Raw genomic sequence first — 15798 nt, 5'->3', positions numbered from 1 at the left:
AAACCAATGGATAAAACTATCAATCTAACGGATAGTGCGCAACCAATAGAAATTCGGTATAATAGCTTTCGTAAGGAAGTGAGCAGATGATTCTATCGAAAAAAAGATGGCAGGTGGAGCGTCCTGACGCAACACTTGTACAAGCATTACAAAATGACTTACAACTTTCTGCGATTGCAGCAAAAATTTTAGCAGCACGAGGCTGCGAAACAACGGCTGAGGCAGAAAGCTTATTAAATATGACTGAGGCAAATATCCATGACCCATTTCTTATGCATGGTATGGCTGAAGCGGTAGCACGAATTGAACAAGCACTAGAAAATGGTGAGAAAATTTTAGTGTATGGTGATTATGATGCGGATGGTGTGACAAGCACAACCGTTATGTTACATGTTTTACTAGATCTTGGAGCAGACGTCTCCTTTAAAATTCCGAATCGTTTTATCCATGGCTATGGTCCGCATGAAGCCCTATTTCGGGAGGCCTATGAAGATGGTGTACAGTTAATCATTACAGTGGATAATGGTATATCTGGTATTGAGCCTATTCGAGTAGCAAAGGAGCTTGGTATGGATGTCATTGTGACAGATCACCATGAACCAGGTGAGGAGCTACCACCAGCAGATATTATTCTTCATCCCCGAATACCAGAAGGGCAATATCCATTTGGCGAGCTAGCAGGAGTAGGGGTAGCCTTTAAGCTGGCACATGCTCTTTATGGTGAACTACCAAGCCATCTAATAGAATTTGTGGCGATTGGCACTGTAGCAGATTTAGTTCCGTTGGTGGATGAAAATCGCTATCTCGTGAAGAGGGGCATACAAGAAATGCGTCGTTCCCTTAGTCCATGGGTACAAGCGATGTGTGACATAGCCAGTACAGAGCAGACGAAAATTACAGAAGAAACGATTGGCTTTTATTTTGGTCCACGATTGAATGCTGTTGGTCGTCTAGGTGAAGCAGCTCCTGGTGTTGAATTATTAATGGCGGAGGATAATGCTAAAGCAACCGCATTGGCAAAAAAGCTAAATGCCTGCAATACCGAGCGCAAAGATATTGTGAAAAGTATTACAGATGAAGCCATCGCACTGATTGAAGCAGATGAAAAAATCGGCAATTCCTTAGTTCTTGTTGTTGCTGGCGAGGGCTGGAACGCAGGTGTTGTAGGAATTGTAGCCTCACGTCTCGTTGAACTGTATTACCGTCCAACGATTGTGCTGTCACTCGATCCAGAAAAGGGCATAGCAAAAGGTTCTGCTCGAAGTATTGAAGGTTTTCATCTATATAATGAACTAGCTAAAAATCGAGATATTTTACCACATTTTGGTGGACATCCTATGGCTGCAGGTATGACCTTATCATTAGAGCATGTGGATGAACTACGTACTCGCTTAGATGCTCAGGCAAGAGCCTGTTTAACAGAGGCGCAATTAACACCTGTAGTGCATATTGATATACCGCTCAGCATAGATGAAATTTCAGCGGATGCTATTGAGGAAATTTCAACACTAGGACCATTTGGCACAGATTTCCCTAAGCCTGTGTATGTGCTGGAGGATGTAGAAATCGCCTCCATGCGTAAAATTGGAGCGGGCGAGAATCATATTAAAATGGAAATAACAAACGGCTATGATAAATTGGATAGTGTTGGTTTTAACAAAGGGCATTTACATGATGAATTAACGTATGGCATCAAAGTTTCCTTTATAGGCGATTTGCAAATTAACGAATGGCAGGGGCGTAAAAAAGCCCAATTTATGATCGAGGATGTCCAAACTACAGAATGGCAGTTATTTGATATTCGTGGTATCCGTCAAACAGCTCGATGGCTGAATACCGTACCGAAGGACGTGGCCCGGTTTATCGCCTTTCGTCCAGAAACGATGACCTATTATCAATCATTAATAGGTGCATCTATTACACTGGTTGACCCAGCCCTTTCAAATATTGAACAAAGTGATTACATCGTGCTCTTAGACTTGCCACACAATGTTCAAAAGCTAGAGGACGTTTTACAGAAGACAGCCCCTTCACGTATTTATGCTCATTTTTATATGCCTGACTCACAATACTTCAGTGGTCTACCTACTCGTGAGCAATTTGCTTGGTATTATAAGTTCTTGAAAAATCGACCAGCCTTTCCGCTTGATATGCATATCGCAGATTTAGCGAAGCATACGGGGTGGCCATTAGATACACTAAAATTTATGACACAGGTGTTTTTTGAGCTTGATTTTGTTAAAATGGAGAGTGGACTGACGACTGTCAACGTGAATGCTCCAAAACAAGCACTAACAGAGGCACCGTCTTACAAACAACGTTCAGAACAGATTGAAATGGAGCAAAAGCTTGTCTATGCTCCTTATATAGAATTAAAACAATGGTTTGATGAACGTTTAACATCAGCGGACGAATAACGTTTCGTAGGAGGAGCAATAACATGGATTTAAAGCAATACGTTACAACGGTTGAAAATTGGCCGAAAGAGGGCATTACCTTCAGAGATATTACAACAATTATGGATAATGGTCCTGCATACAAATATGCAACAGACCAAATCGTAGAATATGCAAAAGAAGTGGGCGCTGAAATTATTGTTGGCCCTGAGGCACGTGGTTTTATTATCGGTTGTCCAGTTGCCTATGCACTTGAAATCGGCTTTGCCCCTGTTCGTAAACCTGGTAAATTACCACGTGAGGTAATAAGTGCAGACTACGGTCTTGAATATGGTAAAGATACGTTAACAATGCATCATGATGCAATTAAGCCTGGTCAAAAAGTTTTAATCTGTGATGATTTACTAGCGACTGGTGGTACAGTTGAAGCAACGGTTCGTTTAGTAGAACAATTAGGTGGTCAGGTAGTAGGCTGTGCATTCCTGATTGAACTTCTAGAATTAAATGGTCGCGAAAAGCTTGGCGATTTAAATATTAAAACACTTATTCAATATTAAGAGCATGGCAAAAAGCGCCCTATACTGTGGGCGCTTTTTTTATACTTCGTCATAGGCTTGAATAATTTTTTGCATTGTTCGCAAGGTATCGTAGAAATCTGCGTATTTTTCGGTTCCAATATCCTCGATAATTCTATCTTGAATGCCTTGCCAAATCGGTGCTGCTTCATGCAGCTTTTCTAAACCTTTTTCAGTGAGCGTTATTTTTTTGGTACGAGCATCATTGGTATCTCGCTTTAACTCAACATAGCCATGTTGCTTTAATAGATTAATATTACGTGTTATAGTGGTTTGATCCAGTTGTAAAATTTCACCTAAACGGCTGATTGAGACAGCTTGTTGAAGGTCAATATGTGCAAGCATTGAATATTGTGTAACTTTTAAACCTGTAGGCTGTAGCAGCTTATCATATAATTGTGTGACAACCCTTGTTTTTTTTCTAAGGTTTGCACAAACACAAATTTGTGTATAATCAATATTTTTAAGTTGATTCTTCATCGACAGTACTCCTTTAAGGGGATTCTACTCATTATAAGTATACACCCAATAACTAGAAATTACTTCTTGACAGCTTTATGAACGCTTACTATGATTATACATGTATATACATATAAATGAAATAAGCAGACTTAAACATGTATATACATGTTTTGTAGTCTATCAAAGAAAAGAAGGTGTTGAGGTGAAACGTGTTCATTATAGTTGGTTTATTTTAATCGTCACATTTTTCTCGATAATTGTCGCAGGAATTACAATGTCATCATCTGGCGTGTTTATCGACCCTCTTGAAAAAGAATTTCACTGGGATCGTTCAACCATTGCTTTAGCCTTTGCTGTAAGTTTGTTTTTATATGGCATATCTGGACCATTTATGGCTGCATTACTTGAAGTCATTGGCTTAAAGAAAATGATGCTAGGTGCTATGGCAACTTTAGTATTAGGAATGACTTTAACATTTTTGATGAGTGAATCCTGGCAGCTAATTGTTATTTGGGGGGGCATTATTGGTCTTGGAGCAAGTCTTTTTTTAACTGTCCTTAGCCCATATGTTGCGAATCATTGGTTTGTAAAACGCAGAGGATTAGCGGTTGGTATTTTAACGGCAAGTACAGCCACGGGCCAGTTAATTTTATTACCAGTTCTAGCTATCATTATTGAACACTATTCTTGGCGATGGGCTATCGCATTAATGCTACTCCTTAGTATCATAATATTTTTCATGATTGCGCTTTTTATAAAAAATAGACCTCAGGATATGGGGTTAACTCCTTATGGACAAGAGGAGGCTATAGAGGAACAACAAATACAGCAAAAAAAGAATCCAATAGCTATGGCTTTTAAAGGTTTATTTGAGGCGATTAAGGTTAAAGCATTTTGGCTCTTAGCAGGTAGTTTTTTTATTTGTGGGCTATCGACAAGCGGATTAATTGGTACTCATTTTGTTTCTTATTGTATTAGCTTTGGCGTTCCTTTAGTCACTGCCGCATCATTCCTTTCTTTTATGGGCATTTTTAATTTATTAGGTACAACTGCGTCTGGCTGGTTATCTGATCGCTTCGATAATCGGTGGTTATTGTTTTGGTATTACCTGTTAAGAGGTGCATCTTTATTATTGCTCCCTTATGCACTCGCACAAGGATCATTTGTTTTATTAACGATTTTCACGATTTTTTACGGACTAGATTGGATTGCTACAGTGCCACCAACCATCAGTATGACACGACAAATTTTTGGTATGCAAAAAAGCAGTATTATCTACGGCTGGATATTTGCTTCACATCAAGCAGGAGCAGCGGTTGCTGCGTATGGTGGGGGGGTAATTTATAAATTTTTCAATTCTTATACATGGGCATTTTTCCTTGCAGGAATGTTTTGTGCAATGGCCAGTTTATTCGTTATCATTGTTAAAAAACAAACACCCCAGCAAGCGTAAACACATAAAAGTTGAACCTCGGTAAGATGAGGTTCAACTTTTTTAATAAAGAATCTTTTGACATAACACAAACAAAAGTTTATAATATAAACAAATATAATAAAAGGTGATGCTATGAATGAAAGAGAACAGGCGGTGCTTGCTTTAATTCGCCAGAATCCGTTTATGTCTCAGCAAGAAATGGCAGATGCAATGAATCTGTCGCGTCCTGTGCTTGCTAATTTAGTGTCTAGTTTAACGAAGCAAGGAAAAATTGTAGGTCGTGCTTATATATTACCCGAAGAAAATGAAATTATTTGCATCGGTGGAGCTAATTTAGACCGCAAATTCCATGTAAAGGGCAATGTTCAATTTGGAACATCTAACCCTGCCAGCTCTTCCTTTAGTGTAGGTGGCGTTGGTCGAAATATTGCTGAAAACTTAGGCAGATTAAATCACCAAGTGACGTTACTGACAACGGCAGGTAAGGATGCTGATTGGCAAGTGATCCAAGAGGCTTCGGAATCCTTTATGAATCTACGTTATGTAGAGCAGCTTGCAGAGGCTTCCACAGGTTCTTATACTGCCATCATGGATGAACAGGGTGAGCTAGCACTAGCTGTAGCAAATATGGAGGTTTACGATCTTCTGTTACCGAGCTTGTTGAAAAAACATGAAACAATGCTTGTAAACGCGGGCTGTTTTATTTTGGATTTAAACTGTCCAAAAGAAACTGTGGCGTATATCCAGCAAGTAGCCCTTGCTCGTGATATTCCACTTGTCATTGTGCCAGTATCTTCGCCAAAAATGAATCGACTACCTGAAACATTACAAGGCGTAACTTGGTTTATTTGTAACACAGATGAAGCGGAAACGATTGTTGGACATAAAATTGAAAACGCTACCCATTATGAAAAAGCTTTACAACAGCTCCTACAATTAGGTGCGGAGCATGTCATTATCACGGCTGGCAGCAAGGGCGTTTATGCAGCATCTACAACGATTGCCCCTTGTCATGTTGCCGCTAAAGTGATTGACAAAATTGAAGATGTGACAGGAGCAGGAGATGCCTTTGTCAGCGCTGTTATTCACAGCTGGCTGACTGGACAATCTTTTGAGACATGTATTGATGCTGGATTAACCAATGCAAAAAATACATTGGCATCTCCTTATACAGTAAGACCTGAATTATCAGTAGATTTGTTGAAAAATGAAATGGAGGAATAACAACATGAAAGAATTCATCGTATTATCAGAAGAAGTAAAAGCAGGACAAGCAAAAGGTCTACCGATCGTTGCGTTAGAATCAACAATTATTTCACACGGTATGCCATACCCACAAAACGTGCAAACTGCGCGTGAAGTTGAGCAAATTATTCGCGATAATGGTGCAGTCCCAGCAACAATTGCATTAATTGATGGGAAAATTAAAATTGGTCTATCAGATGAAGAGCTAGAAATGTTCGGTAATGCTCAAGGTGTTGCAAAAGCTTCACGTCGTGACTTAGGCTACTTACTAGCAACGAAAAAATTAGGTGCGACAACAGTTGCAGCGACAATGATCTGTGCAGAGCTTGCAGGTATTGAAATCTTTGTTACAGGTGGTATTGGTGGTGTACATCGTGGTGCGGAAACAACAATGGATGTCTCTGCTGATTTAGAAGAATTAGCACAAACAAATGTTGCCGTTATCTGTGCGGGTGCAAAATCTATTTTAGACATCGGTCTTACATTAGAATATCTTGAAACAAAAGGTGTGCCAGTGGTTGGTTATGGTACGAATGAATTACCAGCATTCTACACACGTCAAAGTGGATTTGATGTAAACTTCCAATTAGATACGCCAGAAGAAATTGCAGCAATGCTATCTGCGAAATGGCAATTAGGCTTAAAAGGTGGCGCTGTCATCGCAAATCCAATTCCTGAGTCTGAAGCATTAGAGCATGCATTTATTACAAACATTATTGAAAAAGCTTTAGTTGAAGCTGAAGAGAATGGCATTCAAGGTAAAAATGTTACACCATTCTTACTTGGCAAAGTTAAAGAATTAACAGAAGGTAAAAGTCTTGATGCCAACATTGCATTAGTGAAAAACAATGCAGTAGTCGGCGCGAAAATTGCTGTAGCTTACAATCAATTACATTAATCAATTTGTCGAAACAAGGACTCTTTGTGACGTGAAGTCGCAGAGGGTCTTTTTTATTAAAAAGAAGAATATTTTTTCCATTTTTCGAACTGTTCACGAGATTAACTAAACTAAATGATACAGTCTCTTTACAATAGACCACAATATTTTATACAATTAAGTTTATATCTAATCTGAAAAATTTGACGAGCAAGGTGGACATGTTATGGCGAAAGAGCAAATTTTGACTCCTGAGGACGTTTTTGAGTTAGTCAAATCCTACATGAATGATGAAAATGTCGCATTCGTGAAAAAAGCATATGAATTAGCAAGGGATGCCCATATTGAGCAATTCCGTAGCTCTGGTGAACCGTATATTATTCACCCAGTACAAGTAGCAGGTATTCTAGCTGAATTACAAATGGACCCGGAAACTGTAGCGGCAGGTTTTTTACATGATGTTGTCGAAGATACCGATTTTACACGGGATGATTTGGTACGTGAATTTGGCGAAGAGGTGGCCGTGCTTGTTGATGGTGTTACCAAACTAGGGAAAATTAAATATTTATCTAAAGAGGCGCAGCAGGCAGAAAATCATCGGAAAATGTTTGTGGCTATGGCGCAAGATATTCGTGTCATCCTCATTAAGCTAGCAGACCGTCTTCATAATATGCGTACGTTAAAGCATTTACCTGCTGAAAAGCAACGACGCATTTCAAAAGAGACGCTCGAGATTTTTGCACCACTTGCTCATCGTCTTGGAATTTCGACTGTAAAATGGGAGCTTGAAGATACAGCACTGCGCTATTTAAACCCACAACAATATTATCGTATTGTCAGTCTGATGAAGAAAAAACGTGATGAACGTGAAGCTTATTTAGAAAATGTGATGGCTGAGATGAAATCACAACTGAATGAGGTTGAAATTGACGCAGATGTCTATGGTCGACCAAAACATATTTACAGTATCTATCGAAAAATGGTGTTACAAAAGAAACAGTTTAATGAAATTTATGATTTATTAGCCATTCGTGTTCTTGTCGATAGTATTAAAGATTGCTATGCCGTATTAGGGATTGTGCATACACTTTGGAAACCAATGCCAGGACGCTTTAAAGACTATATTGCTATGCCAAAACAAAACCTGTACCAGTCTCTACACACGACTGTTATTGGACCTTATGGTGATCCGTTGGAGGTACAGATTCGTACAAAGGAAATGCACAAAATTGCAGAGTACGGGATTGCGGCGCACTGGGCATATAAAGAAGGTAAAAACGTTGATCATCAAAAGCAAAATGTCGACCAAAAATTAACGTGGTTCCGTGAAATTTTGGAGTTTCAAAATGAATCTTCCAACGCAGAAGAATTTATGGAATCCTTAAAATTTGATTTATTTTCTGATATGGTTTATGTCTTTACACCTGAAGGTGATGTCATTGAATTGCCAGCAGGTTCTGTTCCTATTGATTTTGCCTACCGTGTTCATTCCGAAGTAGGAAATCGTACGATTGGAGCGAAAATCAATGGGAAGATGGTACCGCTTGATACACCATTAAAAACGGGCGATATCATTGAAATTTTAACTTCTAAACAATCCTTTGGTCCGAGTCGCGATTGGCTTAAAATAGCTCAATCCTCGCAGGCGAAGAATAAAATAAAGCAATTCTTTAAACGACACCTGCGTGAAGAAAATATTGTCAAAGGTAAAGAAATGATTGAAAAAGAAATCCGTGCTCAGGATTTCGATTTAAAGGAAACGATGTCCTCCGAAAACCTAAAACGGGTATGCGACAAATTTAACTATACGAATGAAGAAGATTTGTATGCGGCAGTTGGTGTGAATGGTATTACTGCGCAACAGGTCGTAAATCGTTTAGCTGAAAAACGTCGTAAAGAACGTGAGCAGGAAGAAGCACTAGAGAAAATTGAACAAAAAATGAAAAATCCAATTCCACAAAAGCGTACGGAATCGGGTGTTATTGTAAAGGGTATTGATAATATGCTCATTCGACTTTCTCGCTGCTGTACGCCCGTTCCTGGGGATGATATTGTAGGCTTTATTACGAAGGGGAGAGGTGTTTCTGTCCATCGTGAGGACTGTCCAAATATTCAAATTGAGGATGAGCAGGAGCGCTTAATTGAAGTGGAATGGGAGCATGGTGTCATTCCTGAGAAAAAGGAATACCCTGTTGATATTGAGGTTTCAGCTTTTGATAGACCTGGCATTTTAAATGAAATCATGCAAATTGTTAGTGAAACGAAAACGAATATTTTAGCAGTAAGTGGACGTGCTGACCGTGATAAAATGGCAACAATTCATTTAACAATTTCTATTTCAAATATTTCACATTTGCATAAAGTAGTTGAGCGAATTAAACAAACACCTGATATTTATTCGGTGCAACGCGTCATTAACTAATTGATAGGCAATATAGGATTGGGGTTTAGTACATGAAAGTAGTATTACAACGCAGTAAAGCTGCCTCTGTAACAGTGGACGGAACTGTTACAGGAGCAATTGATCATGGCTATGTTCTTTTAGTGGGAATTACACATGAAGACACACAAGAGGATGTTGCCTATTTAGCAAAAAAAGTAGCCAATTTACGTCTCTGGGAAGATGCAGATGGAAAAATGAATCATTCGATCTTAGAGCATGGGGGCGCTATTTTATCCGTCTCGCAATTTACACTGTATGGGGATGCAAAAAAAGGGAATCGTCCAAGTTTTATCAATGCAGCTAGACCAGAAGCAGCTGAGCCACTGTGGGAGGCTTTTAATCAAGCTTTACGCGAACAGGGCTTACATGTGGAAACAGGTATTTTTGGTGCCATGATGGATGTAGCACTAATTAATGATGGTCCAGTCACAATTCTTCTAGAGTCAAAATAATGGAACATTTCCTATAATTCCTTCATATACTAAAGAGTATGGTTAGTTTTATAGGAAGGAGTGTCTTAAACATGACGCAGACGAGAAGTATAACAAATCCATATTTATACGAAACTCTTAACATGATGATTGGTCAGGCAGTAGTTGTGCAAACAGAAAAAAATATTCAACAAGGTATTTTATTATCCATACTACCTGACCATATGGTTCTTGAGATAAATCGTACGCCTTTCTTCATTCGGATGGAGGAAATTGTATGGGTTACATTGGAAACTACAAAAAAATGAGAAAGTATGAACCTTCAAATCATCATAAATGATAGAAGGTTCTTTTTTATTTGTTTAATGCAAATAATAATACCTAAATAGCAAATTTATTTCGAAGAGATAAAAACTATTAAAACAGTTGCTACTCTTTGAATATTATTTTTTTAAAAAAATATAAACGATATGTAAGAAAGTCCATTTGATTCCTCATGGATAGTTAATCTACGATTTTCCATTCTACTTACAACCTTTGATGTCTTTCATCATTAATTTATCCCACTAATAAGGGGAACTTTATGAAGTTCATGAATAAAAAGCATTTAAGGACAATCCATTTAAACTTTATCATTTCTAACACCGCCGCATATTGCTCCTGCCTTAATAAAAAACAATTCGTCATATAAGATAAAATTATTATTTTGGAAAACAAAAAATAACGTTGAAAATGCCCATTATTATTTGAGTATGTGAATAAAATTTTCCATGTTTATAGAAGAGGAACAAGAGGTTTAATTAGGAAAGATAGCGTGTGCTTTCAGAAATAATAGAAAATTAATACTTTACAATAAATTTAAACTCATGTATATTTATTTTCAATTAGCGACAAATAGCGACAATATACGGCTAATGTCTAAATCAGAAAAAGGAGCGCGATTTAATGGAAAATGAACAGGGGGCCAAGAAGAAAAGCTGGTTGAAAGTACCTCATACATATACGATTATTTTTGCTATTATTTTTTTAGCAGGTATTGCAAGCTATATTATACCAGCGGGTGAGTTTGAACGTGTAGAGGATGAAGAAGGGCGAATGCTCGTTGTAGATGGAAGCTATCATCATATTGAGAGTGAGCCAGTTTCCTTTTTTGAAATGTTTACAGCGGTTCCAATGGGTCTCGAAAAAGGGGCTCAAATTATTTTCTACATTTTTTTAGTCAGTGGTGTATTTGGTATTATTCGTTCTACAGGTGCTATTGAGGCTGGTGTTTATAAAGGAGTAAAAGCTTTAGAGGGCAGAGAGAAATTACTGATTCCTTTATCGATGATTTTATTCTCTGTTGGTGGTTTTACAATGGGGATGGCGGAAGAAACTATTATTTTCGTACCAATTGGTGTGGCCATTGCACGCGCGATGGGCTTTGATGCTGTAACAGGAACAGCCATGATTACACTTGGTGCCGCCAGTGGATTTTTTGGAGGAATGCTTAATCCCTTTACGGTAGGTGTAGCACAATCATTAGCGGATGTACCATTATTCTCAGGGATTGGCTTCCGTGCTGTTGTCTATGTTTTTGTATTAAGTTTTGCTATTTTCTATGTATCTCGCTATGCTTTTAAGGTGAAAAAGAATCCTCAAGCAAGCGTTATTTACGATATTGAGCAAAAAGCTAAATCCAATGTTTCAGCGATTGACATCCCTGCATTAACAGGCAAGCATAAATTCGTATTTATTGTCATGGCTTGTGGGATTGGCTTTAATATTTATGGTGTCTTTAACTGGGGCTGGTTCTTAACGCAGCTAACTGCATCCTTTTTAATTATGGGGTTAATTGCAGGATTAATTGGTGGTTTAAAACCTGCTACTATCTTTGATTCCTTTATTGAGGGAGCCAAGGCCGTAACATTTGGTGCTTTAATTGTAGGTTTTGCCCGTGCTATTACAGTTGTTTTAGAGCAGGGGAAAATTATTGATACAATCGTTTATGCAGCATCAGAAACAATTGGACATTTGCCACATGCTATCAGTGCAATCGGCATGTTATTTATCCAAGCTCTTTTGAATTTATTTATTTCATCTGGTAGTGGACAGGCAGCTGCAACAATGCCGATTATGATTCCAATCACTGATTTATTAGGATTAGAGCGACAAGTGGCTGTTTTAGCCTTCCAATATGGGGATTCCTTAACGAACTCTATTATTCCTACTTCGTCTGCATTAATGGCGTATCTAGCTGTTGCAGGTATCCCATATGAAAAATGGATTAAGTTTATCTGGAAGATGATTCTTGGGTGGGCATTGATTGCCTGTCTGGCGCTAATTGCTGCGGTAGCATTAGGAATATCTTAAATATAAAAAAGCTGTGGATGTTATCATCATCCGCAGCTTTTTTTTGCTTATTCATCTTGTTCATTAAAGTAGCTGAGAATTCCCTGATAAATACCAAGAGTCGCTTGTTCACGGAATTTAGCTGTTGTAATGACGCGCTCCTCACTGGAATTACTTAAAAAGCCTAACTCAATAAGGACGGCCTTTTGACGATTCTCTCGTAAAACTAAATAATTTCCTTGTTGTGTACCACGGTCTCTTAAATCTAGTTTACTGGAAAGGCCATCATGAATTGCTTCAGCAAGCCCTTTTTGATTACTATTCATATAATAGGATGTGAAGCCGTTAATGGAGCTATCATCTGTCGCATCATAATGAAGGCTAATAAAGGCATCTGCCTCATATTGATGGGCAATCGATACACGCTTACGCAATGCCACATATTCATCCGATTCTCTCGTCATGACAACGTTTGCGCCAGCAGCACTTAACTTGGAAGCAAGCAAAGTAGCCGTTTTTAAAGTAATGCCCTTTTCCTCTGTACCTCGTTGACCAGTTGTGCCATGATCATTTCCACCGTGACCAGCATCAACAACGATCGTTAATCCAGTTAACGTACCTTTTTTGCGAGGCTCTTCCTTTTCTTTCTGTGGACTTGTCGCTTTATTGGAACTTGTTGTAACTACCCAGTTCGCGACAAAAGCTGTTTTTTCGTCGTCTATTTGTATTTCATAAAAATCATTTTTAACGCCTACAATTGGGTAATTTCCACCAGCATCTACTCGTTCAACTACTTCTGCAGCTGTTGAGGCATCTGTTCGTAGGTTTGTCCCATTATAGATAATCGTAACAGATTCTAACTCTTTGGAAGTTGACGTTTTTGAGGTACTTTTTACTTTATTGGAGAATGTACCGTAAAAACTATAGACCCAACCTACTTTTTTATCATTGTACTGAATTTGTACCCAATTATGCTCATGTGTAAGTACTTTAAAGGCTTGTCCTTTTGTTGCTGAGCCGATTTTTTTAGCGTTCAAATCTGGCTTCTTACGAACATTAAGGGTGTCCACTAAAATGGTGAAGGTTGTATCTTTGTTGGCGGGTGCTGTGGGTGTAGTAGTTACTTCAACAGCATCTTCCTTGGGTTCCGTTTCTTTTTTAGGGTTATCGTTGATCGTGACATAATCCTTTGACACCCATCCTGTTAATCCATTCCAATCGATTTTTGCCCATTCTTCATTTTCTTCAACGAGGTTTGCTTGGTTACCTGTAGAAAGTTGACCAAGAACAGCTGAAGAGATATCTGGTTCTGTTCGAATATTTAAACGGTCAACTTGTGAAATGACGGTTTTGTCAATCACTTGTTTAGCATTAGTAGGTGCTGTCAGCCAAGAGGCAACCCATCCTTCGTAATTACCTGCTTTGACTTGGTACCAATCACCTTCTCGACCGATTGAGGTTAAAGGGTCACCTTCTTCTAAAGTCGTAATAATGGGATAAGACAATCCAGGACCCTCTCGCAAATGAAGAATCGTTCCAGCGACTTTTAGATCACTGGTGTCAGCGGAAGCTCTTTGAACAAAGTTCTTATTTGGAATCGCCATCGTTACCATTAGTACGAAGATGATTATACTATGTAAAATTGTTGTCCTCATCAGATTCCTCCTATTCCTTGTGCTATTTTACCATGCTTTTATCATAAAATTCGTGGTAAAATGGTAACAGAATTAGTTATTTTCAAGATAGACTGATGAAAAATACAAAAATAGTTGACATTGCTTTGGCTAGTGACTAACATAAAGGGTAATCGAAAAATGATTAATCGCTTATGACCAAGCAAGTAGCGTATACCACTATTGGAAAAGAGAGGGAAAGACTTAGGCTGCAATCTTTCCTACAAAAATGTATCACGTGAATAACACTTGAGAGGCTTTTTTCTGAAAAGCAGTGCCTAGTAGGAAAAAACGGAATCGGCCGTTATCCGATTAAGAGGAGGACACATGTAATCATTTGTGTCAACTAGGGTGGAACCGCGGAAGCTTATACAGCTCTCGTCCCTTGCTATTGCAAGGGACGAGGGCTTTTTTGTTGTTCAAAAAGTAATGAGTTTTTGAAGAGGGATTGTTGTTTTTGCTCAGAAAAGAGGGGAAGGCGCTCTAATTAGTATGAAAAGCGCTCATCAAGGCTGTAACCCGCTCCAACAGGACAAAAATTTGCTCAACCAAAGCATGCATTCGCTCAAAGTGGGACTACAGCTGCTCTATCATAAGCAATCAATATAGGAGGGAATTACATGAGTTTTAAAGTGCCACGAGGGACACAAGATATTTTGCCAGGTCAATCTGAAAAATGGCAAAAAGTTGAAGCGATTATTCGTGATATTTGTCGTGTTTATCGCTATAACGAAATTCGCACACCAATTTTCGAGCAAACGGATCTATTTGCACGTGGTGTTGGGGAAACAACTGATGTTGTACAAAAGGAAATGTATACATTTGAAGATCGTGGAGGGCGTTCATTAACACTACGTCCAGAAAATACGGCTGGTGTCGTACGTGCCTATGTGGAGCATAAAATGTTTGGTGCTCCTGATCAGCCAGTTAAGCTTTCTTATTTAGGACCAATGTTCCGCTATGAGCGCCAACAGGCTGGTCGTTATCGTCAATTTGTACAGTTTGGGGTAGAAGCAATTGGTTCAGCAGATCCTGCGATTGATGCAGAAGTCATTGCTCTTGCGATGGACGTCTACGATTCAGCGGGTTTAAAGGATTTAAAATTAGTGATTAATTCTCTTGGCGATAAAGAAACACGTGATACACATCGTACTGCTTTATTACAGCATTTTGAGCCACATATTCATGAATTTTGCTCAGACTGTCAAAATCGTTTACAAAAGAATCCATTGCGAATTTTAGATTGTAAGGTAGATCGTGAGCATCCATTAATGCAAACGGCTCCAGCGTTAACTGATTTCTTAACAGAAGAGTCAGCTGCTTATTTCGCTCAAGTGAAATCGTACTTAGATACATTGGGTATTTCATATGAGGTCGATCCAAATCTTGTACGAGGACTTGATTATTATAATCACACAACTTTTGAAATTATGTCCACAGCATCAGGCTTTGGTGCTATTACAACATTATGTGGTGGTGGACGCTACAATGGATTAGTGCAAGAAATTGGCGGTCCAGATGTACCAGGTATAGGTTTTGCATTAAGTATTGAGCGCTTGTTGCTGGCACTTGAAGCGGAGGGTGTTGAATTAGACACAGCATCAGGGCTAGATGTTTACATTATTGCAATGGGCGATGAAGCGAAGCAAAAGGCTGTTGAGCTGACAAGCACTTTCCGAGCAAAGGGACTTGCGACAGAGATGGATTATTTAGACCGTAAAATGAAAGCTCAAATGAAATCAGCGGATCGACTAGGTGCAAAATATACGCTTGTTCTTGGCGAAACAGAACTTGAAGAGCAAGCAGCGGCTGTAAAACATATGGAATCTGGGGAGCAGCACAAAGTGGCGTTTTCAGAGCTAGTGAACTATTTAACACAAAAAGCTTAAAAATAAACAGAGGGCATTTCTAGGAAATGCTACATAAATTG

Annotated in this window: 12 protein-coding genes and 1 other annotated feature; of the genes, 10 read left to right on the top strand and 2 right to left on the bottom strand. The window is 38.8% G+C overall.

Translation table 11 applies throughout. The features are described 5' to 3' along the window. Window positions 1-86 precede the first annotated feature (86 nt). Both recJ and L6W14_RS15560 read left to right on the top strand, forming a co-directional pair. Window positions 87-2417 carry a single-stranded-DNA-specific exonuclease RecJ gene (gene recJ / locus L6W14_RS15565; protein ID WP_237898304.1) on the top strand — a complete coding sequence of 777 codons (2331 nt, stop codon included), beginning with the start codon at window positions 87-89 and terminating at the stop codon, window positions 2415-2417. Between the two features lie 23 nt (window positions 2418-2440). Further along, window positions 2441-2953, top strand: coding sequence for an adenine phosphoribosyltransferase (locus L6W14_RS15560; protein ID WP_004226730.1), 513 nt, complete (start codon window positions 2441-2443; stop codon window positions 2951-2953). A 39-nt stretch (window positions 2954-2992) separates the two neighbouring features. Here L6W14_RS15560 and L6W14_RS15555 read toward each other — a convergent pair whose 3' ends face one another. Next, on the bottom strand, window positions 2993-3451 hold the full coding sequence (locus L6W14_RS15555; protein WP_009373748.1) for a MarR family winged helix-turn-helix transcriptional regulator: 459 nt from the start codon (window positions 3449-3451) through the stop codon (window positions 2993-2995). 184 nt (window positions 3452-3635) lie between these two features. Here L6W14_RS15555 and L6W14_RS15550 point away from each other — a divergent pair, with 184 nt between their 5' ends. The 7 genes from L6W14_RS15550 (at window position 3636) to L6W14_RS15520 (ending at window position 12216) form a co-directional block, all read left to right on the top strand. After that, entirely contained in the window at window positions 3636-4886 is a 1251-nt protein-coding gene (locus tag L6W14_RS15550; protein WP_237898303.1) for an MFS transporter, read from the top strand. Between the two features lie 114 nt (window positions 4887-5000). Continuing rightward, on the top strand, window positions 5001-6092 hold the full coding sequence (locus tag L6W14_RS15545; RefSeq protein WP_009373750.1) for a carbohydrate kinase: 1092 nt from the start codon (window positions 5001-5003) through the stop codon (window positions 6090-6092). Between the two features lie 4 nt (window positions 6093-6096). After that, entirely contained in the window at window positions 6097-7011 is a 915-nt protein-coding gene (locus L6W14_RS15540) for a pseudouridine-5'-phosphate glycosidase (protein ID WP_048392113.1), read from the top strand. Window positions 7012-7216: 205 nt separating this feature from the next. Continuing rightward, complete coding sequence (locus L6W14_RS15535) at window positions 7217-9412, top strand: RelA/SpoT family protein (protein ID WP_048392114.1); 2196 nt, start codon at window positions 7217-7219, stop codon at window positions 9410-9412. A 32-nt stretch (window positions 9413-9444) separates the two neighbouring features. Beyond that, the gene (dtd, locus tag L6W14_RS15530; RefSeq protein WP_048392115.1) at window positions 9445-9885 is read left to right on the top strand and encodes a D-aminoacyl-tRNA deacylase; all 441 of its coding nucleotides are present in this window, start codon (window positions 9445-9447) and stop codon (window positions 9883-9885) included. 71 nt (window positions 9886-9956) lie between these two features. Next, window positions 9957-10172, top strand: a complete 216-nt coding sequence (locus L6W14_RS15525) for a DUF2642 domain-containing protein (protein WP_004226745.1) — start codon at window positions 9957-9959, stop codon at window positions 10170-10172. A 637-nt stretch (window positions 10173-10809) separates the two neighbouring features. After that, window positions 10810-12216 (top strand): YfcC family protein, encoded by a 1407-nt coding sequence (locus tag L6W14_RS15520; protein WP_237898302.1) that lies wholly within the window; start codon window positions 10810-10812, stop codon window positions 12214-12216. Between the two features lie 47 nt (window positions 12217-12263). Here L6W14_RS15520 and L6W14_RS15515 read toward each other — a convergent pair whose 3' ends face one another. Continuing rightward, the gene (locus tag L6W14_RS15515; RefSeq protein WP_237898301.1) at window positions 12264-13850 is read right to left on the bottom strand and encodes an N-acetylmuramoyl-L-alanine amidase family protein; all 1587 of its coding nucleotides are present in this window, start codon (window positions 13848-13850) and stop codon (window positions 12264-12266) included. 164 nt (window positions 13851-14014) lie between these two features. Then, window positions 14015-14257, top strand: a binding site (T-box leader). 231 nt (window positions 14258-14488) lie between these two features. Here L6W14_RS15515 and hisS point away from each other — a divergent pair. Beyond that, window positions 14489-15757, top strand: a complete 1269-nt coding sequence (gene hisS / locus L6W14_RS15510) for a histidine--tRNA ligase (RefSeq protein WP_237898300.1) — start codon at window positions 14489-14491, stop codon at window positions 15755-15757. Window positions 15758-15798 lie beyond the last annotated feature (41 nt).

The organism is Lysinibacillus sp. ACHW1.5 (assembly GCF_022014815.1).
GTDB lineage: Bacteria > Bacillota > Bacilli > Bacillales_A > Planococcaceae > Lysinibacillus > Lysinibacillus capsici.
Note: the sequence above shows the minus strand (reverse complement) of the source record. Positions and strands in the feature narration are given on the sequence as shown.

What these genes read in the sequence shown, in the direction of transcription:
- L6W14_RS15540 (WP_048392113.1), top strand. Translation starts at nt 6,097, where the DNA reads ATGAAAGAATTCATCGTATTATCAGAAGAAGTAAAAGCAGGACAAGCA.
- L6W14_RS15560 (WP_004226730.1), top strand. Translation starts at nt 2,441, where the DNA reads ATGGATTTAAAGCAATACGTTACAACGGTTGAAAATTGGCCGAAAGAG.
- dtd (WP_048392115.1), top strand. Translation starts at nt 9,445, where the DNA reads ATGAAAGTAGTATTACAACGCAGTAAAGCTGCCTCTGTAACAGTGGAC.
- L6W14_RS15545 (WP_009373750.1), top strand. Translation starts at nt 5,001, where the DNA reads ATGAATGAAAGAGAACAGGCGGTGCTTGCTTTAATTCGCCAGAATCCG.
- L6W14_RS15525 (WP_004226745.1), top strand. Translation starts at nt 9,957, where the DNA reads ATGACGCAGACGAGAAGTATAACAAATCCATATTTATACGAAACTCTT.
- L6W14_RS15520 (WP_237898302.1), top strand. Translation starts at nt 10,810, where the DNA reads ATGGAAAATGAACAGGGGGCCAAGAAGAAAAGCTGGTTGAAAGTACCT.
- L6W14_RS15515 (WP_237898301.1), bottom strand. Translation starts at nt 13,850, where the DNA reads ATGAGGACAACAATTTTACATAGTATAATCATCTTCGTACTAATGGTA.
- L6W14_RS15555 (WP_009373748.1), bottom strand. Translation starts at nt 3,451, where the DNA reads ATGAAGAATCAACTTAAAAATATTGATTATACACAAATTTGTGTTTGT.
- hisS (WP_237898300.1), top strand. Translation starts at nt 14,489, where the DNA reads ATGAGTTTTAAAGTGCCACGAGGGACACAAGATATTTTGCCAGGTCAA.
- recJ (WP_237898304.1), top strand. Translation starts at nt 87, where the DNA reads ATGATTCTATCGAAAAAAAGATGGCAGGTGGAGCGTCCTGACGCAACA.
- L6W14_RS15535 (WP_048392114.1), top strand. Translation starts at nt 7,217, where the DNA reads ATGGCGAAAGAGCAAATTTTGACTCCTGAGGACGTTTTTGAGTTAGTC.